At 68.7% G+C, this 23,671-nt stretch carries 20 protein-coding genes; 17 read left to right on the top strand and 3 right to left on the bottom strand.

The features are described 5' to 3' along the window. Positions 1-33 precede the first annotated feature (33 nt). From AC3IR9_RS12070 to AC3IR9_RS12055, 4 genes are all read left to right on the top strand, one after another. On the top strand, positions 34-2,841 hold the full coding sequence (locus tag AC3IR9_RS12070) for a TonB-dependent receptor domain-containing protein (RefSeq protein ID WP_489295811.1): 2,808 nt from the start codon (positions 34-36) through the stop codon (positions 2,839-2,841). A gap of 138 nt (positions 2,842-2,979) precedes the next feature. Further along, a complete protein-coding gene (locus AC3IR9_RS12065) occupies positions 2,980-3,336 on the top strand; it encodes a YkgJ family cysteine cluster protein (protein WP_489290990.1) in 357 nt (118 codons plus the stop codon). Positions 3,337-3,917: 581 nt separating this feature from the next. Then, positions 3,918-4,061, top strand: coding sequence for a hypothetical protein (locus AC3IR9_RS12060; RefSeq protein ID WP_489290989.1), 144 nt, complete (start codon positions 3,918-3,920; stop codon positions 4,059-4,061). Positions 4,062-4,147: 86 nt separating this feature from the next. Beyond that, positions 4,148-4,333 carry a hypothetical protein gene (locus AC3IR9_RS12055; RefSeq protein WP_489290988.1) on the top strand — a complete coding sequence of 62 codons (186 nt, stop codon included), beginning with the start codon at positions 4,148-4,150 and terminating at the stop codon, positions 4,331-4,333. 251 nt (positions 4,334-4,584) lie between these two features. Here the strand turns inward: AC3IR9_RS12055 and AC3IR9_RS12050 are convergent, their stop codons facing one another. Together AC3IR9_RS12050 and AC3IR9_RS12045 are read right to left on the bottom strand one after the other, a co-directional pair. Further along, positions 4,585-8,526, bottom strand: a complete 3,942-nt coding sequence (locus tag AC3IR9_RS12050) for a hypothetical protein (RefSeq protein WP_489290987.1) — start codon at positions 8,524-8,526, stop codon at positions 4,585-4,587. 80 nt (positions 8,527-8,606) lie between these two features. After that, positions 8,607-10,148 carry an FAD-dependent monooxygenase gene (locus AC3IR9_RS12045; RefSeq protein ID WP_489290986.1) on the bottom strand — a complete coding sequence of 514 codons (1,542 nt, stop codon included), beginning with the start codon at positions 10,146-10,148 and terminating at the stop codon, positions 8,607-8,609. Between the two features lie 80 nt (positions 10,149-10,228). On the opposite strand from AC3IR9_RS12045, the gene AC3IR9_RS12040 reads away from it, so the two are divergent. Continuing rightward, positions 10,229-10,867 carry a TetR/AcrR family transcriptional regulator gene (locus AC3IR9_RS12040; protein WP_489290985.1) on the top strand — a complete coding sequence of 213 codons (639 nt, stop codon included), beginning with the start codon at positions 10,229-10,231 and terminating at the stop codon, positions 10,865-10,867. On the opposite strand, the gene AC3IR9_RS12035 is transcribed toward AC3IR9_RS12040, so the two are convergent. Then, positions 10,868-11,776, bottom strand: coding sequence for a hypothetical protein (locus AC3IR9_RS12035; protein ID WP_489290984.1), 909 nt, complete (start codon positions 11,774-11,776; stop codon positions 10,868-10,870). It abuts the gene before it with no gap. A 248-nt stretch (positions 11,777-12,024) separates the two neighbouring features. Between AC3IR9_RS12035 and AC3IR9_RS12030 the strand changes: the two genes are divergently transcribed. The 12 genes from AC3IR9_RS12030 (at position 12,025) to gspF (ending at position 23,670) form a co-directional block, all read left to right on the top strand. Beyond that, positions 12,025-12,633 carry a secretin and TonB N-terminal domain-containing protein gene (locus AC3IR9_RS12030; RefSeq protein ID WP_489290983.1) on the top strand — a complete coding sequence of 203 codons (609 nt, stop codon included), beginning with the start codon at positions 12,025-12,027 and terminating at the stop codon, positions 12,631-12,633. A gap of 16 nt (positions 12,634-12,649) precedes the next feature. Beyond that, positions 12,650-13,180, top strand: coding sequence for an RNA polymerase sigma factor (locus tag AC3IR9_RS12025; protein ID WP_489290982.1), 531 nt, complete (start codon positions 12,650-12,652; stop codon positions 13,178-13,180). A gap of 69 nt (positions 13,181-13,249) precedes the next feature. Continuing rightward, entirely contained in the window at positions 13,250-14,233 is a 984-nt protein-coding gene (locus AC3IR9_RS12020; RefSeq protein WP_489290981.1) for a FecR family protein, read from the top strand. A 55-nt stretch (positions 14,234-14,288) separates the two neighbouring features. After that, positions 14,289-14,837, top strand: coding sequence for a hypothetical protein (locus AC3IR9_RS12015; RefSeq protein WP_489290980.1), 549 nt, complete (start codon positions 14,289-14,291; stop codon positions 14,835-14,837). 114 nt (positions 14,838-14,951) lie between these two features. Next, complete coding sequence (locus AC3IR9_RS12010; RefSeq protein WP_489290979.1) at positions 14,952-15,536, top strand: hypothetical protein; 585 nt, start codon at positions 14,952-14,954, stop codon at positions 15,534-15,536. A 57-nt stretch (positions 15,537-15,593) separates the two neighbouring features. After that, positions 15,594-16,028: a type II secretion system major pseudopilin GspG gene (gene gspG, locus AC3IR9_RS12005; protein ID WP_489290978.1), complete on the top strand. Its 435-nt coding sequence runs from the start codon at positions 15,594-15,596 to the stop codon at positions 16,026-16,028. A gap of 60 nt (positions 16,029-16,088) precedes the next feature. Further along, the gene (gspK, locus tag AC3IR9_RS12000; RefSeq protein WP_489290977.1) at positions 16,089-16,946 is read left to right on the top strand and encodes a type II secretion system minor pseudopilin GspK; all 858 of its coding nucleotides are present in this window, start codon (positions 16,089-16,091) and stop codon (positions 16,944-16,946) included. Next, entirely contained in the window at positions 16,943-18,112 is a 1,170-nt protein-coding gene (gene gspL, locus AC3IR9_RS11995) for a type II secretion system protein GspL (protein WP_489290976.1), read from the top strand. Before gspK ends, gspL begins: the two co-directional genes overlap by 4 nt. Further along, positions 18,112-18,654: a type II secretion system protein M gene (locus tag AC3IR9_RS11990; protein ID WP_489290975.1), complete on the top strand. Its 543-nt coding sequence runs from the start codon at positions 18,112-18,114 to the stop codon at positions 18,652-18,654. The genes gspL and AC3IR9_RS11990 overlap by 1 nt, the downstream gene beginning before the upstream one ends. Beyond that, positions 18,651-21,023, top strand: coding sequence for a type II secretion system secretin GspD (gene gspD, locus AC3IR9_RS11985; protein WP_489290974.1), 2,373 nt, complete (start codon positions 18,651-18,653; stop codon positions 21,021-21,023). Before AC3IR9_RS11990 ends, gspD begins: the two co-directional genes overlap by 4 nt. Then, positions 21,020-22,459, top strand: a complete 1,440-nt coding sequence (gene gspE / locus AC3IR9_RS11980; protein ID WP_489290973.1) for a type II secretion system ATPase GspE — start codon at positions 21,020-21,022, stop codon at positions 22,457-22,459. The genes gspD and gspE overlap by 4 nt, the downstream gene beginning before the upstream one ends. 11 nt (positions 22,460-22,470) lie before the next feature. Beyond that, on the top strand, positions 22,471-23,670 hold the full coding sequence (gspF, locus tag AC3IR9_RS11975) for a type II secretion system inner membrane protein GspF (RefSeq protein ID WP_489290972.1): 1,200 nt from the start codon (positions 22,471-22,473) through the stop codon (positions 23,668-23,670). Position 23,671 lies beyond the last annotated feature (1 nt).

The raw sequence follows: 23,671 nt of genomic DNA, 5'->3' as shown, positions 1-23,671 counted from the left end.
CGCCCGCTGTCCATCGCCGTGGCAACGGTGCTGATGCTCGCCGCCGCCAGCCCCGTGCTCGCCCAGGACGCGGCCAGCAGTGCCGCGGGCACGACCACCAACCTGGACAGCGTGGTGGTGACCGGGTCGCGCCTGCGCCGTGTCGATACCGAAAGCGCCAACCCGGTGGTGACGGTCAGCCAGGAGCAGATCGCCGCCACCGGCAAGGCGACCGTCGGCGACCTGCTGCAGGAACTGCCCTCCATTGCCGGCAATTCCACCAACCCCAACACCAACAACGGCGGCGGCACCGGCGCATCGACGATCTCGCTGCGTGGCCTGGGCGACAAACGCACGCTGGTCCTGGTCAACGGCGTGCGCCTGGCCTACAACGACGTCAACGCGATTCCAGCCACCATGATCGAGCGCATCGAGGTGCTCAGCGATGGCGCCTCGGCCATCTATGGCTCCGATGCCATCGGCGGCGTGGTCAACTTCATCCTGCGTGACCGGTTCGAGGGCGTGCAGTTCACCGCCGATTTCGGCACCAGCAGCGAGGGCGATGGCAACCGCCGCAACTTCTCGTTGACCGGTGGCAAGGCCTGGGACCGCGGCAGCATCGTGGCCGGCGTTTCGTACCACAACCTTGACGCGGTCTCCGCGTTGGACCGCGACTATTCCAAGGACGCGCTGTACCTGAGCAGTGGCAAGGCGGTGAAGCAGGGCTCGTCGGCCACACCGACCGGCTCGATCAACTTCAACGACGGCTCGGCCGCTTCCGACGCACTGGCCGCATCCAATGGCTGCGCGCGCGTGACCCTCAACCCCAGTGTTTCCGGCGCGACCCGCCCGGGCGATTTCCATTGTTACAACGCCGGCAACGATTCGTACAACTACCAGCCTTACAACCTGCTGCAGACCCCGCAGGAGCGCACCAATGCCTTCGCCCTGGCCAGCTTCCGCTTCACCGACAGCATCGAGGGTTACGTCAATACCTGGTTCAGCAAAACCGAATCGGCCTCGGTGATCGCACCGATTCCGATCTTCGCCAACGGCGACAATTTCCTGGTCTCCGCGCAGGGCTACTACAACCCGTTCGGGGTCAATTTCGGGACCGACCGCACCACCGGCACCTCCTACAACGACCTCAATACCCGCGCCACGGTGCTCGGCAACCGCCGCTATGAATACAAGACCGACAATGTCCAGATCAGCCCGGGCCTGCGCGGTGGTTTCGGTGACAGTTCCTGGCAATGGGATGTCAACCTGAACTACGGTCGGGTCAAGCAGACTTCGACCAACTACGGCTTCCTGGACTACGCCACGTTCAACCAGGCGGTCGGCCCGTCGTTCCTGGACACCGACGGCACGGTCAAGTGCGGCAGCGCCGGCAACGCGATCGCCGGCTGCACCCCGCTGAACATCTTCAACATCAACGACCCGTCCAGCCTGGGTACGCTGCAGCAGATGATCGTCAACCCGGTGGCCACCAACGTCTATACGGTCAAGCAGTTCGAAGCCAACGCCAACGGCGATCTGTTCGACCTGCCGGCCGGTACGGTGGGGCTGGCGGCGGGCGTGTCGTATCGCAAGGAAACCAGCACCAGCAAGGCCGACGCGCTCTGGACCGGCGATGAGAATGGGCTCTGCGGGGTCATCGAATACTGCGCCTCGCAGCTGAGCGGCAGCTTCAACGTCAAGGAAGCGTATGCCGAAGCACTGTTCCCGCTGCTGAAGGACCTTCCGGGCGTGCAGTCGCTCAACCTCAGTGTCGGTACCCGCTACTCCGACTACAGCTCGGTCGGCAGCAAGACCAACAGCAAGGTGTCCATCGAGTACCGCCCCGTGCAGGACCTGTTGCTGCGTGGCACGGTGTCGCAGGTGTTCCGCGCGCCCAACATCAATGAGCTGTACGCCGGCGTGGCCGGGGATTCGGCCACGGTCAACGATCCGTGCAATGGCTACACCGGCGGCAATGGCGTGGCCTGCGCCAACGTACCCACCAACGGCAGCTACCACCAGGCCGACGGCCAGATTTCAGGCAAGGCCTCGGGTGCGGAAATCGCCGGGTATCAGCTCAAGCCGGAAACCGGCAAGTCCTATGACGTGGGCTTCGTCTACGATCCGCGCTGGCTCGAGGGCCTGTCGATCAGCGCCGACTGGTGGCGCATCGACCTGGAAGACACCATCACCGGCGTCTCCGCGCAGACCGTGCTCAACCAGTGCTACGCCAACCCGGCCAGCGCCTTCTGTGCGCTGATCCATCGCAACGGCAACGGCACCATCAACTACGTGGCCGAACCGACGGTCAACCTGGGCACGCTGGCCACGCGCGGGGTCGACTTCAACGTGACCTATCGCCTGCAGGACACCGCATGGGGCCGGTTCGCCGCCGGCCTCAACGGCACCTACCTGGAACGCTATGACGTGCTGCCCGACACCACCGACCCCAGCACGGTCACCATCCGCAACGGCGGCATGTACACCCAGGCGTATGGCAACTTCCCGCGTTGGCGCGCGCTGGGCACGCTGAGCTGGAACCTGGACAACTGGAGCGCCTCCTGGCGGGCCCGTTACATCGGCAAGACCAGGATCGGCAGCAGCGATCTGCAGCAGGGCCTGTCGGCCGATACCGACGGCCCCGGCGTCGTCCGCAGGATCGGCTCGTTCGTCTACCACAACCTGCAGGTGGGCTACACCGTGGCGCCGTGGCATACCGCCTTCGAGCTGGGCGTGGACAACCTGACCAACAAGCAGGCGCCGTTGTACTACTCCAACAACGGCGGTAACGGCAATACCGACGTGGCCACCTACGATGTGCTTGGCCGCTTCTACTGGGCGCGCATGTCGGTCAAGTTCTGAGCAAAGACGGGCGGCCGGTACCACGGCCGCCCGGGGGTGTCTCATCAGCCGCTTGGCATCGCCGCGGTGCGCCCTGTGGTGCGGCAGGGGTTGTAAAATGGCCCCCCGCCGTTCTACCGGCCCAGCCTGCCCCGCGCAATGCCGTACACCAACAGCGACAAAATCGACGCGTTGCGCGAGCGGATTCCCTCTTTCCGCTGCATCGTCGGGTGCCACGATTGCTGTGGCCCGGTCACCGCCTCGACGGAAGAAATGGCCCGGCTGCCGGTGAAGAGCGACGCCGAGCATGCGGCGGCGCTGGCCGACCTGAGCTGCCCACATCTGGGAGCGCATGGCTGCCAGGTGTATCAGGAGCGGCCGTTGATATGCCGTCTTTTTGGTACCACGCCCAGCATGCTGTGCCCGAACGGCCAGCGCCCGGTCTACATGATCGATGCTGACACGGAGAAGGACATTCATCGATTCCTCCGCAGCACCCGGCAGGTACTCCTGTAGCGGGTAGCGAGGTGGGCGATGCCGCGCCGCTACCGGCGCAGGGCCCGGTGACGACCGTAATGCTGTTCACTCAAGTCAACGCCCCGAAGCAAGGGCGGCGAGTGCGCACCTGTACTGGTTTGGGCCGGTGCGGGTGGGTTTGCGGGACACGCTGCAAGTCCCCCTCCGGGGCACGGCCACGCCGCATGGCAGCGCGGCGTTCAGTCGTGCGCGAGGCAGTGCCTCGCAAGCGCACGCCCTCACCCTTGTAAGCTCCGCCACCGAGGGTCCCGCAAACCCACCCGCACCAGCCCTTCGACACGTTCCTGGGGCGCACAGGAAAGCAGGGCTTCCCGTGCCACCTGCAAGCTCACGGTTGCTGGTCCTCCAAAGCGCAGGCTGCCATCCTGTCGCCGCTAACGCGCCGAAAGGGCCCCGTGTTGTTGCACTTGGCTCTGGCCCAGGCCAGCAGCCAACTGTCGAGGGTCGGGGTGGGTGGGTTCACGGGACCCTGAGCGCCATGGATGGCGCGACGGAGCTTACATGGACGTACTTGCAGCGTGTCCCGTGAACCCACCCACCCCGGCCCAGCCTGGAAGCCGATGACAGAAGCCGCCTTCCGCCTTTCCTTCAATCGGGTGAAAGGCTTTGCTTACGTGAACAGCATTACGGTGGTGACCGGCCTGAGCAAACCGGTTCCGCGCTGTGGCGCGCTGGTGATGGCAGAAGGGGCGTCAAACAATTGACGCAGGTCAGCGGGGGTACAGTCTTTTCGACACTCCCTCGCCTATCCTCGTCAATCGCTCATGTCGGTTTCACCCCTGGAGGACAGATGTCTCTTGCGCGCTGCAAGTACGCATACGCAAAGATCAGAGACTGGCATGTCAGCCCGGTCAAGGCGGCGCTTATTGCCGTGCGTTACGCGATTACCGGAGACAGCGGGCGCTTCAAGTCGCACGGCGGTTGGCGCATTTCCCACCTGCGTGCGATGGATGGGGATGATGCCGTGGAGAAGTAGGCGCGCCGCCGAGGCACCTGCGCGGTGGCTTGGCGATACCGTGAGCAGCGAGAGGGTCATCGTATGGCGCTTCTAATAACACTGGCAGAAGTCGCGGCAGGCTTTGCCTGCTTTCTCGGCCTTCTATCCATCGCAGCGTGGTGGAGGGGCAGGCGTCGCCGTCAAGGTTGATCGTGCCGGTGGCCCCTGCTGCAACGGGGCCCGCCGCATGGGGCGAGGGAGCCGGCCGGGAAGGCCGGCCCCTGTCGTTGTCAGGCCGTTTCCTGCGCCTGTTGCCCGCTCTTTTCAGCGACCTTGCGTGCTTTATCAAACGCCGCCGCTGCCTTTTCGGGCGTGCGCAGATGCTGGAACCGTATCCGGTCATGCTGGCCCCGCTTGCCGTTGCAGATGGCCAGTACGCGCGCCTCGCGGTCCAGTCGCAGCAGGGTGGTATCGCGACCATTGCCCAGTGTGAGCCGCTCGATGTCCGCATCGCCGCGCTGGCCATGCCAGAGCAGTGCGGCATCGGCGATGTCGCGCGACAGCCCGTCCAGCAACGGGGTGAGCAGCGCTTCAGTCACCGCTTCGCCGGCATCTTGCTGGCCGCGCCTGTCTTCCTCGTCCATGCGGGCGGCTACCACCTGCAGGCAGGCATCGTCGGTGTCGCCCAGCAGCCACACCGGTAGGCCACTGGCATCGACCACCAACGGCTGGCGTGAGGCGAGCGGAGTACCCGCAAGTACCTCGCCCGGCGACAGCAGGCGCATGCCATTGCCGGGATAGTGCCAACCGATGGAGGCATGCTGCTGCCAGAGCGCGAGCAGCGCGTCGGGGAGCGGGTGCGAACGTGTGGCGCGGAGTGCGTCGATGTCCGCGTCCGCCGCTGGACCATCGCGGCGTACGGCGAGCGGGCCGCCTGCCGGCGCCAGCGCATGGGCGGCCAGGTAGGTGTCCAGCGTGCCCAGGGTCTGTTCCAGTGCTTGCGCCACGGTCTGCGCAGGCTGCCCGCCCAGCTCGGAGAACCAGTCCAGCAACGACAGGTCCTGGGGGCGCTTGACGTCGTCCAGGTAGTGGACGCGGCAGGTGAAACCATCGGCGCGGCGGGCGGCCACTTCCGCCGCATCGATCGCGGCCAGTGCGTGGTCGCCCAGCAGAACGGTGCCGTGTTCGTCTTCCCAGGCCTGGTGGCGCAGGCCCAAGGTGGACCGGTTTTCCCGCTGCGGGTGATGGAGCATGCGTGCCACCTCGCCATGTTTGGGGCGGTACCACGGATCGCAGGCAACGAACGCGTTGAGGGGATGGGCGCCGATCATGGCCAACAGGGCCGTCGCATCGGCCGCGCTCTGGCAGCGAAGCGCAAGGCGGACCTGCTCGTGCGCGTTGTTCTCGCCATGCACGGCACTGATCACCGCACCGAAACGGGTCCAGTCAAGGAGCGTGTCGTTCTGCCAGAACATGCGTCGCTCGGAGACCTCGGTGACGTCGTGGAAGGGCCCGGGAGACGGGTCGTGCCGGCTGCAGACCTGCACCTGGAAGGGCGGCGCGGTAACCCCATAACCATCGAAGTAATGCGCATTGCCAAACACATCCTGGAACAGCGTGATGCCCGAGGTCGGGTCGCAGAACCACAGGAACGCCACTTCACCGCCGGCCAGCTGCCCCAGCGCGGTCAGCGGCAGCGTGGTGTCCGGTTGGCCGTTGCTGCGGGCGTGCTGCAACCGGGCCAGCAGTTCGGTCGCCTCGGCCTCGGCCGTTCCGTCGAGCGCAGCGCCCAGTTGCGCCTTCAGGTCCGGGTCGCTGAAGGGATCGAAGACGGCGGTGGTGGGCGTGCCGGCCTTGTATGCGGGAATGTCGATGCTGTTGGCACGCAGGTACAGTGCGCGCGCCAGGGCGGGCTTGTACTGCGGCAGGGCGAGGGCGCTGCCCTGCAGCAGCACGTAGTTGAGCAAGCCGCGTTCGGCGGCCGGTTCGGGCAACGGCCACGCCAGTGCGAGCTCGGCGACTTCAAGCGCCGGCTGGGGCTGCTTGTCCCAGGTGAGCAGGCTCAGGCAGTAGATGGCTGCGGCGGCGGCCGACGGCCGCTCGCGCAGGCGCTGCATCGCCACGGCATGCAGCGTTGGCGTCCAGCAGGTGTGCAGCGCGAAATAGAGGCGGGCAGGGCTGGCGTGCTCGTCCCAGAGGCGCGACACCAGGTACTCGGCAATGCCCGGCGAGGTCGTGGCCATGTGGCCCAGGCTCATGTACAGGCGGGACAGGACCTTTTCGCTGGCCGGCTGCCCGCTCGCCATGGCAATGGATTCGGCTTCCAGCGCGCGGCGGAGCGTGGCGTCCATGTCCGGCGAGCGCAGCGTGTCCAGGATGCGCGGTGACGCGTAGTCGTCCGCGTGCGCCTGCGTTCGGGCCAAGGCGTAGTGGAACAGGCGCTGGCGCTGCGGGGTGTCCATCACTGCCTGCAGCGAACCGGCGGCCTCGGCCACGCGGTCCACCAGCACGCTTTTCACCGGCGCCTGTTCAAGCATCGCCATCAGTGGCTCGAACAGGCGGTCGTCGCCCCACAGGGAATGAAGCCCCTGCAGGATCGCGTCGGCGCGGTCATCGCTGGCCATTTCGGCGACCATATCGTCGGTATGTGGCTCCCCGCCGAGCAGCCGCAGCAATGTGGGCACCAGCGCATCGCCGCCATCGGCCACGCTGCCGCAGATGTCCGGCAGCAGTACTTGCTGCCGTTGCAGGCTCAACTGTGGCAGTGCGCGTTGCAGCAGTGCGTTACGCGCGGGCAGGTCGCTGGCGAGCAGATAGCGGATGGCCCACTCGCACTCGGCGTCCACCTTGGTCAGGTCCGGGCGCCGTGCCAGGCGGATGGCCAGGGCGTCGCGCGTGGCCGGTTCGGCAGTGGCGATACTGTCGGCGAAGTGGGGAGCATCCCACAGGGTGAGCAGGTCCTGGGCAAGGCGGCGCTGTTCTGCCAATGCGTCGGCAGCCATCAGCGGCTGACCCAACAGCCGCTGCGCGTGGTCGAGCATGTCCAGCACGCGCAGCATCAGGTCGTCCCATTCCAGCAACGGGGTGACGATGGCCTGCAGTGCGTGGCCATCGCGGATATGGCGCAGGATCGGGTACAGGGCCAGCACCGTGTGCAACGGCGCCAGCGGGGTGGCGGCCAGCAGGCGGGTGGCCTGGTCGGCAGCGTCGTGGGCGGGCTGCCCCAGTCGATCCTGCAGGAACGCGCGCAGCGCCCACACCGCCGGCGCGTCGCGGTCCTGGATGCGGTCCAGGGCCTGCAATGCCAGCACCGGGTCGATGGCATCGGGATGCGTGCCCATGGCCTGCGTCAGCTCGTCCAGCAGCGCGACGCCTACCGTACGTGGCGACACGGCCATCGCGTCCAGTCGTTGCTGCAGCGGTGCGGCGGCATCGATCTGCGCGAAGATCAGCAGGCGCGCGCGGCGATGACGGAAATCAGGTACGTCGGCAACGTCGGCATCGTCGGCCATGTCGCCGAACACCGCCACGAAGGCCTGCAGCAGCGGCGCCTGCGGTGTGCCCACCGCGGCCAGTACCTGCGTCAGGCGCGCGTGTTGCCCGAGCAGGCGGGTATGCAGCAGCCAGTACAAGGCCAGGTGCACGTCGTCGGCGAGGTGCGGCAGCTCCTGTGCGAAGCACTGCTGCTCCTGGCCGGCGTTGCGGAAGATCCGGATGTGCGTATTCCAGGCATCGGCAATCCGTTGGTCCGCGCTCTGCAGGGCAAGGCCCTGGTGGTCGTGGGGCGGCTGCGCGAGCGCCTGCATCAACCATTGGTAGCGTTGCAGCAGCACGGCGCTGTCCACGCAGCGGTCCTGCGCGGCCGGTTCGGAGGCGTACCCGGCCAGCAGCGTCGCGTCCGGATCTCCCTGCTGGCCGTACCGGTGACGAAAGGCCAGGTAGTCGGTCAGGTTCCCGAAGCGGAGTTCCACGTCGCGGGTTTCAGGGTTCTGCCGCCACACCTGCCGCCTGCCGCGCAGGTCCAGCAGGGAGTAGTGGTTGTCCTCGTCATCAAGCACGACGAAACCGGACAGAGTCTTGTCGATGCCACCGAAACACAGCGGGTTGCGCGACAGATGCGCCTGCACCAGATCGGGCAGGGGGACGTGTGCAACATCCGGCGCGATCGCCGCAGCGACGGCGGGGGCAACGGGCAGTGCGTAGAAACGCGACAGCGAGGCATGCAGGTCCATCGGACATCCTTGTGGGCGGAGTGGCCGTGCACGTCAATGCCGTGCGCGGCACGCGGGGCACTCCAGCAGCCACCGCGGCCTCAGTATAGAGGTCGGTCGTAGTCGACGGCCAGCCACAACCGCATCAACGCTGCTTCCGCGTCCCGTGCATTGCCGGGTGCATCACTCGCCCAGCAGACCACACCATCGGGGCGCACCAGCACCGCGCTCAGCCCAAGGTCTCCGGTGGGAATTCCCACGGCATGGTCGAGCCGCTCCGGCCACCGTTGCGCCACTGCCTGTAGCGCGTCGCGCGTGTGGAAATCCACCAGCAGACCCTTGCCCGATCGCAGGCGTTCGTTCACGCGTTGGCCATCGGCCAGTACGGCATTGGCCATGCTGCGTCCCACCAGCGGATGCGCGTCACCCAGATCCATCCGCAGCGTCACCCCCAGCACCCGTTCGGCAAAATACGTTGCGCCATCGGGTGTGTCGATCAGGTCGCGCAGGATGGCTTCCAATGCGCGCGTGCTGCGGGTGGGGCGCATGAGTGCCACCTGCGCACGCGACCAGTCCAGCACCTGCGCGCCGATGGGATGGCGCTCGCGGCCATAGCTGTCGAGCAGGCCCTCGGCCGCATCGCCACGAATGGTGGCGGCGAGCTTCCAGCCCAGGTTGATTGCATCCCCGATACCCAGGTTCAGTCCCTGTCCGCCCATCGGGGAGTGGATGTGCGCGGCATCGCCAGCAAGCAGTACACGGCCGTTGCGGTACGCGCTGGCCTGGAAGGCGCGGTCCGTCCAGGTGGTGGCCAGCTGCACGGCGCGTATCGTGACGTCGGTGCCCGACACCCGGCGCAGCACCGTCTGCAGCTGCTCCAGGGTGATCGGCTGGCTGCGGTGGAACGCGCCGCCGTCGAAATCGACCATGGCGATGGTGCCGGGCGCGGCATAGGTGTACATGCCGGTCGGGGTGTAGTGGCGGCCGGGTTGCAGCGTGTGGGGTTCGGCCAGCGTCACATCGGCCGAGTAGCCGGTGAACTCGGGATCGGTGCCGCTGAAGTCGACGCCGCTGGATTTGCGCACCACGCTGCGTGCACCATCGCAGCCCACCAGCCAGCGCCCCCGGTGAATCTCGCCGCCCGCGTGTACCAGAACGCCGTCGGGTGTCTGTTCGACGGCGGTGACCGCGACGCCGCGATGGATGTCGGCGCCGAGTGCGAGCGCGTGGCGGGCCAGCACCTGCTCCAGGGTCTGCAGGTCGATGGGCAGGCTGGCGCTGGGGGCATCGGGCAGGCGGTACTGCCACCGCGAGGTATCGACCTTGTCCTGGAAGAACTGGATGCCGGCGAAATGCCCGGCAGCGGGGCGGCGTGGGTTTTTCCAGTGCGCGGTGGCCGCCTGGCTGCCGGGCCGGTCGGCAGCAGGCTGCACGGGGTGCAGTTGCGCAAGCAGCCCGCGCCGGTCTAGCGCTTCCAGGGTGGGCACGGACAGCCCGCGCAGGCCAAAGGGCAGCTGCTTGAGCGGCGAGCAGGGGTCTGCCGCCTGCTCCAGCACGCGGACCGAAACGCCCGCCAGGCGTAGCTCGGCGGCGAGGAACAGGCCGACCGGGCCGGCACCGGCAATCAGTACGTCTGGAATCATGGGGAGCGTCTCTGGCAGGGCGTGGGGGCGGCGCGTAGGCCGGGCTGGCAATAAAAGTACACTGAGTGTAAATTAAGTGCATGAACGACGACCTGTCAACCGCGCCGGGGCTGCGTGAGCGCAAGAAGGCCCAGACCCGCCAGAGGATCTCGAACGTGGCGACCGGGCTGTTCGTGGCCCACGGCTTCGAGACGATTTCCGTGGACCAGGTTGCGCAGGCGGCGGGGGTGTCCCGCAAGACGATCTTCAATTACTTCCCGCGCAAGGAAGACCTGGTGTTCGATCGCGAGGAGGAGGTGCGGGCACTGGTGCGCGGGGCGATCACGTCCGGGCCGACAGCGTCGCCGGTACACGCCTTCCAGGCCTTGATGCGCACCTTGTTGCAGGCGAGCCATCCGTTGTTGCACTTCTCCGGGCGGCCGGTGGCGTTCTGGGCGACGGTGGCCGCCAGCCCGGCGCTGACCGCGCGGGCGCGCGAACTGCAGGTCACCCTGGCCGAGGATCTCGCCGCGATGCTGGCCGGCGCCATCGGCAGGCCTGGGCAGGATGCGCAGGCGCGGTTGGCCGCCACCTTGTTGATGGGCACGATGGTGGTGGCCTACACCAGCGCGCTGGCGGCCGTGCAGGCAGGTGCAGCCCCCGATGCGGCGTTCCTGGCGGTGATGGAGCGAGGCTTCGCCGGTGTCGATGCGGCGCTGGCCGGTACGCCGCTGGTCTGATCAGTAGACCAGCGCCAACTGCCCCTTGCAGAGCGGCCGCAGCGCGAGTTTGTAGGTGACGTTGGTGATGACCCGGCGCGGGTCGGTCGGGTGGGGCCGTGACGAGGTGCTGCTGTTGCCTTGCCGCCACAGCCCGAACATGACCACCTCGGCGCCCACCGGAAAGGTCTGCAGCCAGGCGGCGTCATCGTGGCCGACGCTGACCTCGACGAACTCGCGGCGATCGGTCACGCCGGTCTGCTGGTACTTGGGCGCGCAGTTCAGGAAGGTCGCGCCGTAGCTGGCACCCGGCGAGGGCGCACGATGCGACCGCACCGTGCCGACCAGTGCCAGCGGAAGCTCACTGGAGGCCGCGTCGAGGCGGTGCCAGGCGTCGTCGTAACGGTCCTGGTCGTAGAAGAAGTTGCTCCAGTCGATCTTCTTCTTGCCCAGGCGCAGCACCACCTGCGATGCCAGCAGCGTGTCGTCGCCGCAGCGCGCACGCAGGGCAAGCAGTTCGGTCACGATCTGCAGAGGGCGGTCCAGGGCGGCACCGCCGCGCTTCAGGCCCTGGTGCAGGGGCAGCAGGCGCAGCTCGTGCCTGCCGTCGTCCAGCACCTGTACCACGTCCGGGTCGGACACGGCCGCCAGCAAGGCGTTGAGGTACCCCGGGCCGTCGTAGCGGCATCCGGGGACGTGGGCGGCGTCCTTGTCCAAGGCGATGTAGGCGGGCACGTGGACCGGTGCCCGACGCTCCACACCGTTCTGGGTGTGCTCGGGGACGAACCTGACCGAAGCACCGCAGCCGGGGCTGTCGCAGCAGAGCGTCGGCTGGGTCTGCCCGGCGTCATGCCGCTTCTGCAGGGCATCGATGCCGTGTACGGCGCCCTGGATGCCGAGGGCACCGCGCATCTTGATTTCGCGACTCATCTGTAACCACTGCACCGTCTGGAGGGGGACATGGTAATCCGCCGCGTCCACGCCACGGCGATGCCGCGGTCATCAGGCTGAAATCTGCCCCTCCCAGAATCGGGAACTGCCTGCCGATGACAGGCGAGGGCGGGAGTACCCCCCTTGCCGTTCCGTCCAAGGCGCCAGTCGAGGGTCATGTGCTCACGTTCAGGGGGCTTGATGGACGCCATGCAGTCCTGCGCATCGTATTGCTCTGGGTCTGGCTCATGCCAGGCCTGGCAACGGCGCGTGCCGAAGCAACGGCATTCGATCTGCCGGCGCAGCCGCTGCAGCAGGCCCTGGAGCGCTTCAGCGTCGCCACGGGGTGGTCGGTGATGTATCCGGGCACGCTTGCCGATGACCGCACTTCGCATGCCGTGCAGGGCGTGATGCCCGCCGCACAGGCGCTGCAGGTGCTGTTGCAGGGCACCGGCCTGCGCGCCGAACGGGCCGGCGAGGACCGCGTGGTGCTGCGCCAGGACGATGCCAGCGGCGAGCCCCTGTCCCGGCCACCGCCCGTCGCCTTGGACGCGGCCCTGGCCCGGCGCGAATTCAGTCACCTGCAGCGTGCCCTGCGCAGTGCGTTCTGCAGCGACCCGGTACTTGCTCCCGGTCACTACGGCGCCCGCATCGGGTTCCAGGTGGCCCCCGATGGCCGCGTGGAGCAGCCGGAACTGCTGGCCGGCAGCGGCGATGCGCAGCGCGACGGCGCCCTGCTGCAGGCGCTGCGCGAACTGCGGCTGCCCGCTTCGGTGGCGGCACTGCCGCAGCCGGTCACGCTTGATATCCACCGGGTTCCCGCCAGCCACGATTGTGCGCGGCGGCCCTCCCCATGACTGCAAGGACTCGATCATGAATGACAGCACGGCCACGGCGGTCGATCTCAGGGAGTATCTGCTGGGTACCTACGACGAGCTCAAGCGGCGCCTGGTGCGACGGCTGGGGTCGGAAGACCTGGCCGGTGATGCGATGCAGGACACCTGGATGCGCCTGGATGCACGCCGCGACCGGCTCGACCCGGTGCAGAACCCGGGCGCCTATCTGCTGCGCATGGCGATGAACACCGTGGTGGACCGCCAGCGGGCCGACCATCGGCTGATGAGCCTGGATGAAATCAACACGTTGATGGAAATGGCCGATCCCGGTCCGGGGCCGGCACAGAACGCGGCCAACACGTTTGCGCTGGAGCACATGCTCGGGTTGCTGCAGCGCATGCCCGAACGCCGCCAGCGCATCCTGCTGGCGATCCGCGTGGAAGGCCTGCAGCAACGCGAGGTGGCCGAACGCCTCGGGGTATCGCTGCGGCTGGTGCAGCGCGAGCTGAAGGCGGCGCAGGAGTACCTCGCCGAGCGCACGCCCGATGGCCAGCATGTGCGGTTCTGAGCGTCGGCGTCCGTCTACACTTTGACGCCACCCCAGAACCCCGCACCGCGCGGGGACGGCCGGACCCCGATGGACGCTGAAGACAAGCCACAACGAGAACTCGACGCGGTGGAGCGCCAGGCGCAGGCGTGGCTGGTACGACTGACCTCCGGCGAGGCCACCGCCGCCGATGGCGAACGCTTCTCGCAGTGGTGCGCGCGCGATGCGGGGCACCTGCAGGCGTTCGCCCGCGCGCGCCGCCAGTGGGAGCAGATTGCCCAGGCCGGGCAGGCGATCGATGTCGCTCCCCTGCGCAGGACGCCGGCCGACCAACGGCGTGGCTGGACCCGGCGTGCCTTCCTGGGGGCAGCGGTAGCCGCGCCCGCCAGCCTGGCGGTGGTGGCGGCATTGCATCCCCCGTTGGGCCTGTGGTCGTCGCTGTCGGCGGTGGCCGCCGATTTCCATACCGGCACCGGTGAGCGCAGGCAGATCGAGCCGGCCCCCCAGGTGCGGGTGCAGATGGATACCCGCACCAGCCTGCGCCGGCATGCGCAGGAGGGCCAGGCGACGGTGCTGGAACTGATGGAGGGCCAGGTGGCGGTGCAGACGGTGGCACCGGCGCACTTCACGCTGTTTGCCGGCGCCGGCAAAGTGGTGGCCGACAGTGTCGCCAGCGCGCTGGATGTGCGTTGCATCGCCGGGCAGGTGCGGGTGACCTGCATGGCCGGCGACGTGCGGATCGAGCATCCGCAGGGACGACTGCAACTGCAGCCGGGGCAGCAGACCCGCTTTGACGAACGCATGAGCGGGGTGGTGTCACAGGCGGTAGCGGCGGAGGTGTCGGCGTGGACCGACGGCATGCTGGTGTTCCGCCGTGCGCCCTTGAGCGAGGTGGTGGCCGAGATCAACCGATACCGGCGCGGGCGGGTGCTGCTGCGCGGCGACCGGCTGGCGCCTGCGCCGGTGAGCGGGCGCTTCGGTATCGACGATCCGGAGGCGGCACTGGAGCAACTGCGGCTCGGCCTTTCGCTTGACCTGCAGCGGTATCCAGGCGGCATCGTGGTACTGGGGTGAGGTGCCGAGCAGGCACCTGGCCGAGCGGCATGAACCGGCAGGGATGGAGTGTTCGATGCGAAACGAGTCGGTCGGGGTGGTGGATCTGCGGCGCAACCTGTCCGCACTGCTCGAGACCACCCGGCAACAGCCCTTGATGGTGCACCGCTACGGCACCCCGTGGGCGTATGTGGTGTCTGACGTGCAATGGCGGCAACAGCGCGTGCAGCTGGAGTTTGATCCGGCCACCCATCCGTTGGCGCGGTTGCAGCAGTTGCAGCGCCAGCACCTGCCGTTGGCCGAATCGGGCGCGTTGTCGCCTGCGGCCACGGTGCGTGCGTTGATCCTGCAGGCCATCCATCACTTCGACGATATCGGCGAGCTGCATGAGCAGCTGCGCTACGACCGCTTGCTGCACTGGTTTGTCGGTGCCGGCACGGCCGCTGCCGACGACGGCACGCCGGCGATGCTGCGCGAGGCGATCCTGGCGCTGCTCGACGATGCATCGACCACCGCGGCGCTGTTCGATTTCCTCGGCCGCGCCGATGTCCACGGGCTCGCACTGGCGTGTGGCGGATTGCCACGCAATGGCCTGGCTGCTTTCCGCAGCATGACCGGACCGTGACACCTCGGCGCTGATCGCCACGCCGATCACGCATCGGCATTCTGGTTGTCGCAAATGCGTGGCCAGCACCGTCCTGTGTAGGTACGGCGTGGTGGCACGCCGCAGGAGCATGCGATGTTGGCGGACGGCCGCAAGGTAAGCATGCTGGCGCTTGACCGTCACCTGAGCCAGGTACTGGACCAGGCCCGTGATGCGCCGGTCAGCGTGCAGCGCTATGGCCAGACCTGGGTGTGGATATTGTCCTGCGATGCCTGGCTGGAGGCCGCGCGCTGGGCAGCACTGGATACCGATGGCCACCCGCTCATGCAGCTGCGCGCGGCGTTGGATGCGCTGCAGGTGCCGTGGCCGTCGTCACTGCTGCCGGCGTGCGGCGGTGCCAGCCCGCAGCAGCTGCAGCGCGGGCTGGTACTGCTGGGCCTGCGCCGCATCGCCAGTGCGCAGCGATTGCACGATGGCCTGCGCTACAACGTGTTGTATCGCGCTTTCGTGGGGATCGACACGGGGGCAGCCTGGACCGTGGCCGACTGCCGCGCGTTGCTCGACGCCAGTCGCGTAGCGGCGCTGCAGGCATGCGTGGAGGCGGTGCTGGCCGGCCTGCCGCCGACGCTGGTGGCGGCCGTACGGACCGGCTCGCGATCCGCGTTCACAGCGTCATCGGTGCAGCCGATGCGAACAGAAGACCGATGTTTATCGTACTGACACATGCAGGACCGAGGATGGCAGCGCGGTCTCTTCCAGGATGATGAGGACGAAATGATGGGCAGGCATCGAATCGGCAAGTCGGGCCAGCAGGGCTTCAGCCTGCTGGAGATCATGGTGGTGGTGGTGATCATCGGCATTCTGGCCGCGCTGATCGTGCCCCGGTTGATGGACCGGCCTGACCAGGCGCGCGTGGTGGCGGCACGCCAGGACATCGCCGCGTTGATGCAGGCGCTGAAACTGTACCGGCTGGACAATGGCCGCTATCCCAGCGCCGAGCTGGGCCTGCAGGCCTTGATGAAGCCGCCGGCAGGGGCCGGCGCGATGCCGGTCGGGCCGTACCTGGACCGTTTGCCGAACGACCCGTGGGGTGCGCCGTACAACTACCAGATTCCCGGTGCGCACGGCGAGATCGACGTGTATTCCTTCGGCGCCGACGGCAAGGCGGGCGGCGATGCCGGCGACGCCGACATCGGTTCGTGGCAGCTCTGAGGCACGCCGATGAGCGCATTGCGCAGGTCGGGGCGGCCGTTTCAGCGAGGCCAGCGGGGCATGGCGGTGATCATGGCGATGCTGGTGGTGGCCATTGTTGCGGTGATCGCCAGTGGGCTGATCGCCCGCCAGTCGACCGCACTGCGCACCCTGCGCGGCGAACAGCTGCGGGTGCAGGTAGGCATGGCGGTGGATGCGGCGATCGAACGTGCCTCGGCACAATTGCGCGAGGATGCCGGCGAGAAGCTCAACACCGTGGTCGGCGGGCGCTGGCAACGACCGATCGCGCTGCAGTCGCCGTTGCCGGTGCGGTTGCAGCTGCAGGATGCGCAGGCGTTGTTCAACCTGCGCAACCTGGTGCGCGATGGACGCCCGGATCCGCAGGCGCTCGCGGTGTTCCTGCGGGTGTGTGCGGCGCAGGGATTGAGCGCGGCCGAATGCGAGCAGGTGCGGGCCTATGTCGTGGCACGCGTGGCCGGGCCGGGCCGGGGCCAGGGGCCGCTGCCACGCGAGGACGTGGTGGCCCTGGCGCTGCCGGCAAGTGATCCGCTGCAGGTGCAGGCCCTGCAACGGGCCAGCGTGGTGCTGCCGGTACCGACGCTGCTCAACGTCAACACCAGTACCGTGCAACTGATGGGCGCGGCGTTGCCGTGGCTGTCGGCGACCAGGCTGCAGGCGGCCGTGGCCGAGCGCGACCGGGGGCGCTGGTTCCTCAATGCCGGCGATATCGCGCACCGGCTGCAACTGAGCCAGGCCCAGACCTACGAGATGCAGGTGGGTATCCACAGCGAGTGGTTCCTGGCCACCGGCCAGGTGCAGGCCGATGACGCACGTGTTGAATTCCATGCCTTGATCTGGCGCGAGCACCGCGACACCGGGGTGCGCATCCAGCGCATGTGGACGAGGATCGGCGCATGAAGGGCCAGCTTCGGATCCGCCTGCCGCCGGTGTCATCGCTGTCGCCCGGCACGCCGCTCGAGTGGGTGTGGATGCAGCGCGAGGCGATGCTGGCGCAGGGCGAAGATACGTTGCCGGTGCTGGGCGCGCGCTTTCCTGCGGCCCTTGCGGTGGCCTGCGTGGATGTGCAGGACCTGATCCTGCTGGATCTGTTGTTGCCGCCGTTGTCCGGGCGCCGCCTGGAGGTGGCGTTGCAGGGCGAGATCGAGGTGCTGCTGCTGGAGGATCTGTCCGAGGTTGCCTTCGCCCATGGTCCGCAGGGCCGCGATGGACGCGTGCCGGTGGCCTGGCTGGGGCGCGAGGCCCTGCAGCAGGTGGTGGCCGCCTTTGCCGGTACCGGCCTGCGCCTGCAGGCGCTGTATCCCACGCCGCTGCTGCTGCCATTGCGCAAGGGCGTGCCGACGTTGCAGGAATGTGGCGACCACCTGCTGGTACGCGCCAGCGTGGACCACGGCTGGGTGCAATGGCGGGTGCGAGGCGACAACGACGTGGCGTACGCGCAACTGGGCGCACGGTTGGCTGGCGAGGGCGTGCCGCACACGCAATGGATCGCCGCGGTGCCGGAGGCATGGGCGGCTACTGCCGAAACAACCACCGTGCTGCCGTTGCAGCAGCAGTGCAGCGGCCCGTTGCCGGGCTGGTCGTTGCCCTTGCCCAGCGCCGCCTCGCGGCCCGCGCGGCTGGCTGTTGCGCTGGGGCTGGTCGCGGTGCTGCTGGCCGCACTGGGGCTGCAGGCGCAGGCGTGGCGCTGGGCCGGGCAAGGCCAGGCGTTGCAGCAGGACATGCAGCGGAAGCTGCGTGCGGCCTTCCCGGAGATTGGCGAGGTGGTCGACCCGCTGCGGCAGGCGCGCCGCGCGGTGGCCACGGCAGCGGCGACGCCGCCGCAACCGCCGGAGGTGCAGCAGCTTGCGGCATCGGTGATGCAGGCGGTGCCGGCGCTGGCCGGGGCCGCGACGCGGATGGAGTACCGGCCGGGCCTGTTGCAGCTGTGGCTGGACCCGGCCGCCGCGCCGCTGGATGACCCGGCGCGGCTGGAACACTGGCAACAGGCGCTGCAGGGCCAGGGGCTGCAGTTGACCGTGCAGGATGACGGCGTGCTGGCTATCCGTGCGGCCGGTACGCCTTGATGGCCGCCATCACCGGCAGGCCCGCAGGGGCAGGGCCCCGGCGGGCGCGCGGGGCTGGGTTGCGCGACCGTTGGCACCGATTGGCGGCACGCGAACGCGTGCTGCTGGCGGTGATGGCGTTGGCGATCGGCGCGGCGCTGCTATGGGTGGGCTGGTGGGAGCCGCTGGCCCGGCAGCACCAGCACTGGCGCACCGAACTGCCACGGCTGCAGGCACAGGCGCAGGCACTGGACAGCCTGCTGCAGGCGCGGCGGCTGCAGCACCCGGCCGGCGTGCCGACGCTGGCCGCGCTGCGCGCGCAACTGCAGGCCAGCCCGCTGGCAGGCCAGGTGCGGATAAGCGAACGCAATGGGCACCTGGTCGTGCAGGCACGCGACGTGCCCGCCGATGCACTTTGGAACTGGCTGCTGCCGGTACTGGCCAACCCGGCCATGCCGCTGCGGGAACTGCAACTGGAACGGACAGGGGATGCCAACATGGCAGCGGCACGGGTTTCGGGCAGCATCGTGGTGGGCGGTGACAACAACGGTGGCCGCCGATGAGCCGTGCCAGGCGGGCAGGGTGGACGGTGTTGCTGGCGGTGGCCTGGGCCAGCGCCCCGCTGCCGTCCGCTGCGCAGGCGCCAGCGGCGTCGGCGGCCGCCGATGAGCAGGTGCGGCTCAACCTGGTGGATACCGATATCGGCGGCGTGCTGCGCATGGCCGCCCGTTTCACCGGGCGCCAGTTCCTGATCGATCCGCGCGTGACCGGCAAGATGACGCTGGTGTCCGATGGCCCGGTGGACCGTGCGCAGGCGTACCAACTGCTGCTCGGCGCATTGCGCATGCGTGGTTTTGCCGTGGTCGACTCGGCAGGCGTCAGCCGTGTGGTGCCGCAGGCCGATGCCAAGCTGATGGGCGGGCAGGTGGGCGGCACCGGCGGTGGCGGCGAGATGGTCACCCGCACCTTCACCCTGCGCTACGAAAATGCCGCGGCGCTGGTGCCGGTGCTGCGGCCGATGGTGGCCGCGGACAATCCCATCACCGCCTCCCCGGGCAACAACACGCTGGTGATCACCGACTACGCCGACAACCTGGAGCGTATCGCGCGGGTGCTGGCCAGCCTGGATACGCCGGCAGGCATGGACACCGATGTGGTCAAGCTGCAGCAGGGCATCGCGGTGGATGTGGCGGCGATGGTCGGCCCGTTGCTGGAGGCGCAGGGCAACGAGCCCTCGCAGCGGGTGGTGGTGATGGCAGACCCGCGCAGCAACAGCGTGCTGCTGCGTTCCAGCAGCCCCGGGCGGACCCGGCTGGCGCGCCAGCTGGTGGAAAAACTGGACCGCGCCCAGGACGAATCCGGCAACCTGCACGTGGTGTACCTGCGCAATGCCCAGGCCACCCAGATGGCCAAGGTGCTGCGCGGGGTGATCGCCGGCCAGAGCGATGCGCCGCGTGCCGGCGACCCGCTGGGGATCAGCCCGGCGATGCCGGCCAACCCTGCAGGTGCCGGTACCGCGAGGACGCCATCGGCCGAGAAAAGCACGGCCGGCAGCGCGGCGCTGCCGGGGTCGGCGCGGCTGGGTGAAAGCAGCAACGCGGAGGAAGACAACACCGGCTTCAGCCACAATGGCATCTCCGTCCAGGCCGACACCACCACCAACACGCTGCTGGTGTCCGCGCCGGAGCCGGTGTACCGCAACCTGCGCCGGGTGATCGACCAGCTCGACCAGCGCCGCGCGCAGGTCCTGGTGGAAAGCCTGATCGTGGAGGTGACCGAGACCGACGCGGCCGAGTTGGGGGTGCAGTGGATGCTCGGCAACGGCCGCACCTTCGGCGGCACCCGCTTCGGCGGCAGCGGGATCAACCCGACCGCGCGGACGACGCTGGACGTGCTGGCCAAGGACGGCCTGAACCTGGGCGTGATCGATGGCACCCTGCGCCTGCCCGGGGTCGGCGAGATCCTCAACCTGAAGGCGCTGGCCAATGCCCTGCAGAGCCGCGGTGGCGCCAACATCCTGTCCACGCCCAACCTGATGACGCTGGACAACGAGAAGGCCAGCATCATGGTCGGCCAGACCGTGCCGTTCATCAGTGGCCGTTACGTCACCGATGGCGGTGGCGGCAGCAACAATCCGTTCCAGACCATCGAACGCGAGGACATCGGCCTGAAGCTGCAGGTACGCCCGCAGATCTCCGAGGGCGGCACGGTCAAGCTGGACATCTACCAGGAAGTCAGCAGCATCGACCCGCAGCGCTCCAACGACACCACCGGCATCGTCACCAACAAACGGGCGCTGGATACCAGCGTGCTGCTCGATGATGGCCAGATCATGGTGCTCGGTGGGCTGCTTGAGGACAGCGTCAGCCATGGTCGCGATGCGGTTCCGGGACTGGGACGGATACCGTTGTTGGGCGCGTTGTTCCGCAGTGACACGCGCAACCGGACCAAGACCAACCTGATGGTGTTCCTGCGCCCGCACGTGGTGCGTGACCCGGCCGCCGGCCAGCGCCTGACCCGCGATCGCTACGACTTCATGCGGCATGCGCAGGCCGGCTCGCAACCGGCATCCAGCTGGGCCCTGCCGGACATGGCCGCGCCGCAGCTGCTGCCGCAGGACCTGCCGATGCTGGGCCAGGCCGCTACCCGTGGGCTGCAGGACACCGCCGCGCCCACTTCGGCGGCCACCCTGCTGGCGCAGGCCGACAGCCCCGTGCAACTGCTGCAGTTCGCGCAGAACCTGGATGCCGCGCACGCCACCCAGGCCGTTGCGCAGGTGGGTGCCCTTGGCCTGCAGGCCTACGCAGAAGCAACCCCCGGTGGCGGCCAGCGGCTGCGCCTGCGCGTGCCGCGCGACCCGGCCAGCCTGGACCCGGCGCTGCAGCAGCTGCGCGCATTGGGCTACACCCCGGAACTGGTGATCGGCCCATGAGCGCGATGGCACGACCGACGCTGCCCTTTGCCTGGGCGCGCGCGCAGGGGGTGCTGCTGCAGCAGCGGGAGGATGGACCGGTGCTGCTGGGTACCGTGGCGACCCCCGCCTGGGCGGTGGCCGAACTGCGCCGTCGCCACGGCGCGCTGCGGCTGGAACTGCTCGATGACGCGCAGTGGCAGCAGCAGCTTGGCGAGCAGTACCGTGACGGCGGCGATGCGGCCGCGCTGGTCGGTGCCGCCGAGAGCGAGGTCGACCTGGACCGGCTGATGCAGGACATGCCGGAGGTGACCGACCTGCTCGACACGCAGGACGATGCGCCGGTGATCCGCATGATCAACGCCTTGTTGGCGCAGGCCGCGCGTGACGGTGCCAGCGACCTGCACATCGAACCGTTTGAAACCCATTCGGTGGTGCGTTACCGGGTGGACGGCACGCTGCGCGACATGGTGCAGCCGCGACGTGCGCTGCATGCGGCGCTGGTCTCGCGGATCAAGATCATGGCGCACCTGGACATCGCCGAGAAACGCCTGCCGCAGGATGGGCGCATCGCGATCCGGGTGGGCGGCCGCCCGCTCGACGTGCGCGTTTCCACGGTACCCACCGGGCATGGCGAGCGCGCGGTGTTGCGCCTGCTGGAAAAGGATGCCGGTCGCCTGCAGCTGCAACGGTTGGGGATGGCGGCCGACACCCTGGCCACGTTCACCGGATTGATCCGGCAGCCGCACGGCATCGTGCTGGTCACCGGGCCGACCGGCAGCGGCAAGACCACCTCGATGTATGCCGCGCTGGGCCAGCTGGACAGTGGCAGCAGCAACATCCTCACGGTGGAAGATCCGGTCGAATACGATTTCGCCGGCATCGGCCAGATACAGGTCAATGCGCGCATCGGCATGACCTTTGCGACTGCGCTGCGCGCGATCCTGCGGCAGGACCCGGACACCATCATGATCGGCGAGATCCGTGACCTGGAGACGGCGCAGATCGCGGTGCAGTCGTCGCTGACCGGGCATGGCGTGCTGGCCTCGCTGCACACCAACGATGCGATCTCGGCGGTGACCCGGCTGGCCGACATGGGGGTGGAACCGTTCCTGCTTGCGTCCTCGTTGCGCGGGGTGTTGGCGCAGCGCCTGGTGCGCCGCTTGTGCATCCACTGCCGGCAGGCCGACCACGATGCGCATGGCCAGCCGGTGTGGCGCGCGGTGGGGTGCGCGGCCTGCGGCCACAGCGGGTACCGCGGACGCACCGGCATCCATGAACTGTTCGTGGTGGACGACCGCGTGCGCGCGCTGATCCACGAAGGGCAGGGCGAGCCGGCCCTGCGCGCGGCTGCCCGCGCGGCCGGCATGCGCGGCCTGCGCGAGGACGGCATGCGCTGGGTGGCTGATGGGGTCACCACGCGCGAAGAGATCCTGCGCGTTACCGGCGACGATTGAAGGCACCCGCGATGCCCTTGTTCGACTACCAGGCAATCACCCGCGCCGGCCGCAACGAGAAAGGCCAACTGGAGGCCGAGACCCCGCGTGCGGCGCGCCAGGCCCTGCGCGGGCGCGGGCTGACCCCCGTGCAGATCCGCCCGGTGCGCGAGGGCGCCGGGCAATGGCGGCGGCGCGCGGTGTCGGCAAGCGAGCTGGCCTGGGCCACGCGCCAGCTGGCCAGCCTGCTGGCCGCGCGGTTGCCGCTGGAAGCGGCGCTGAGCGCGGTGATCGAACAGTCCGAGCAGGCGCATGTGGTGCAGGCGCTGTCGGCGATACGCAGTGATGTGCGCAGCGGCCAACGGCTCACCACGGCATTGGCGGCGCGGCCGCGCGATTTCCCGGCGATCTACCGGGCGCTGGTCGGCGCCGGGGAGGACTCCGGCGACCTGGCCCGGGTGATGGAGCGGCTGGCCGACTACATCGAAGAGCGCAACAAGCTGCAGGCCAAGGTGATTACCGCGTTCATCTACCCGGGTGCGATCAGCCTGGTCTCGGTGGCGATCGTGATTTTCCTGTTGAGCTACGTGGTGCCGCAGGTGGTCACCGCGTTCGTGCAGGCGCGACAGGTGCTGCCGCTGCTGACCCGGGTGATGCTGGAGGCCAGCGCGTTCGTGCGCGAGTGGGGCGTGTGGGTGGGGCTGGGCATCGCGCTGCTGGTGGTCGGCTGGCGACTGGCCCTGCGCAAGCCGCCGCTACGGCTGCGTTGGGACGCGGCCATGCTGCGGGTGCCGATGCTCGGGCGGTTCGTGATCGGGGTGAACAGTGCGCGCTTCGCCTCCACCCTGGCGATCCTGATCGATGCCGGCGTGCCGCTGCTGCGTGCGCTGGATGCCGCGCGGCAGACCCTGGGCAATGCGCACCTGGCCCAGCGCGCCGATGATGTGGCCGCGCGCGTGCGCGAAGGCACGCCGCTGGGCGCGGCGCTGAACGTGCAGAAAGTCTACCCGCCGATCCTGGTGCACCTGGTCACCAGCGGCGAGAAGACCGGTGCGCTCGCACCGCTGCTGGACCGTGCCGCGCAGACCATCTCCGGGGAGATCGAGCGCCGCGCGATGGCGCTCACCGCGCTGCTGGAGCCGACCATGATCCTGGTGATGGGCGGGGTGGTGCTGACCATCGTGCTGGCGGTGCTGATGCCGATCATGGAAATGAACCAGCTGGTGGGCTGAG

Source organism: Stenotrophomonas sp. GL_101, from assembly GCF_057835675.1.
This window is presented reverse-complemented; position numbering and strand designations above follow the sequence as displayed.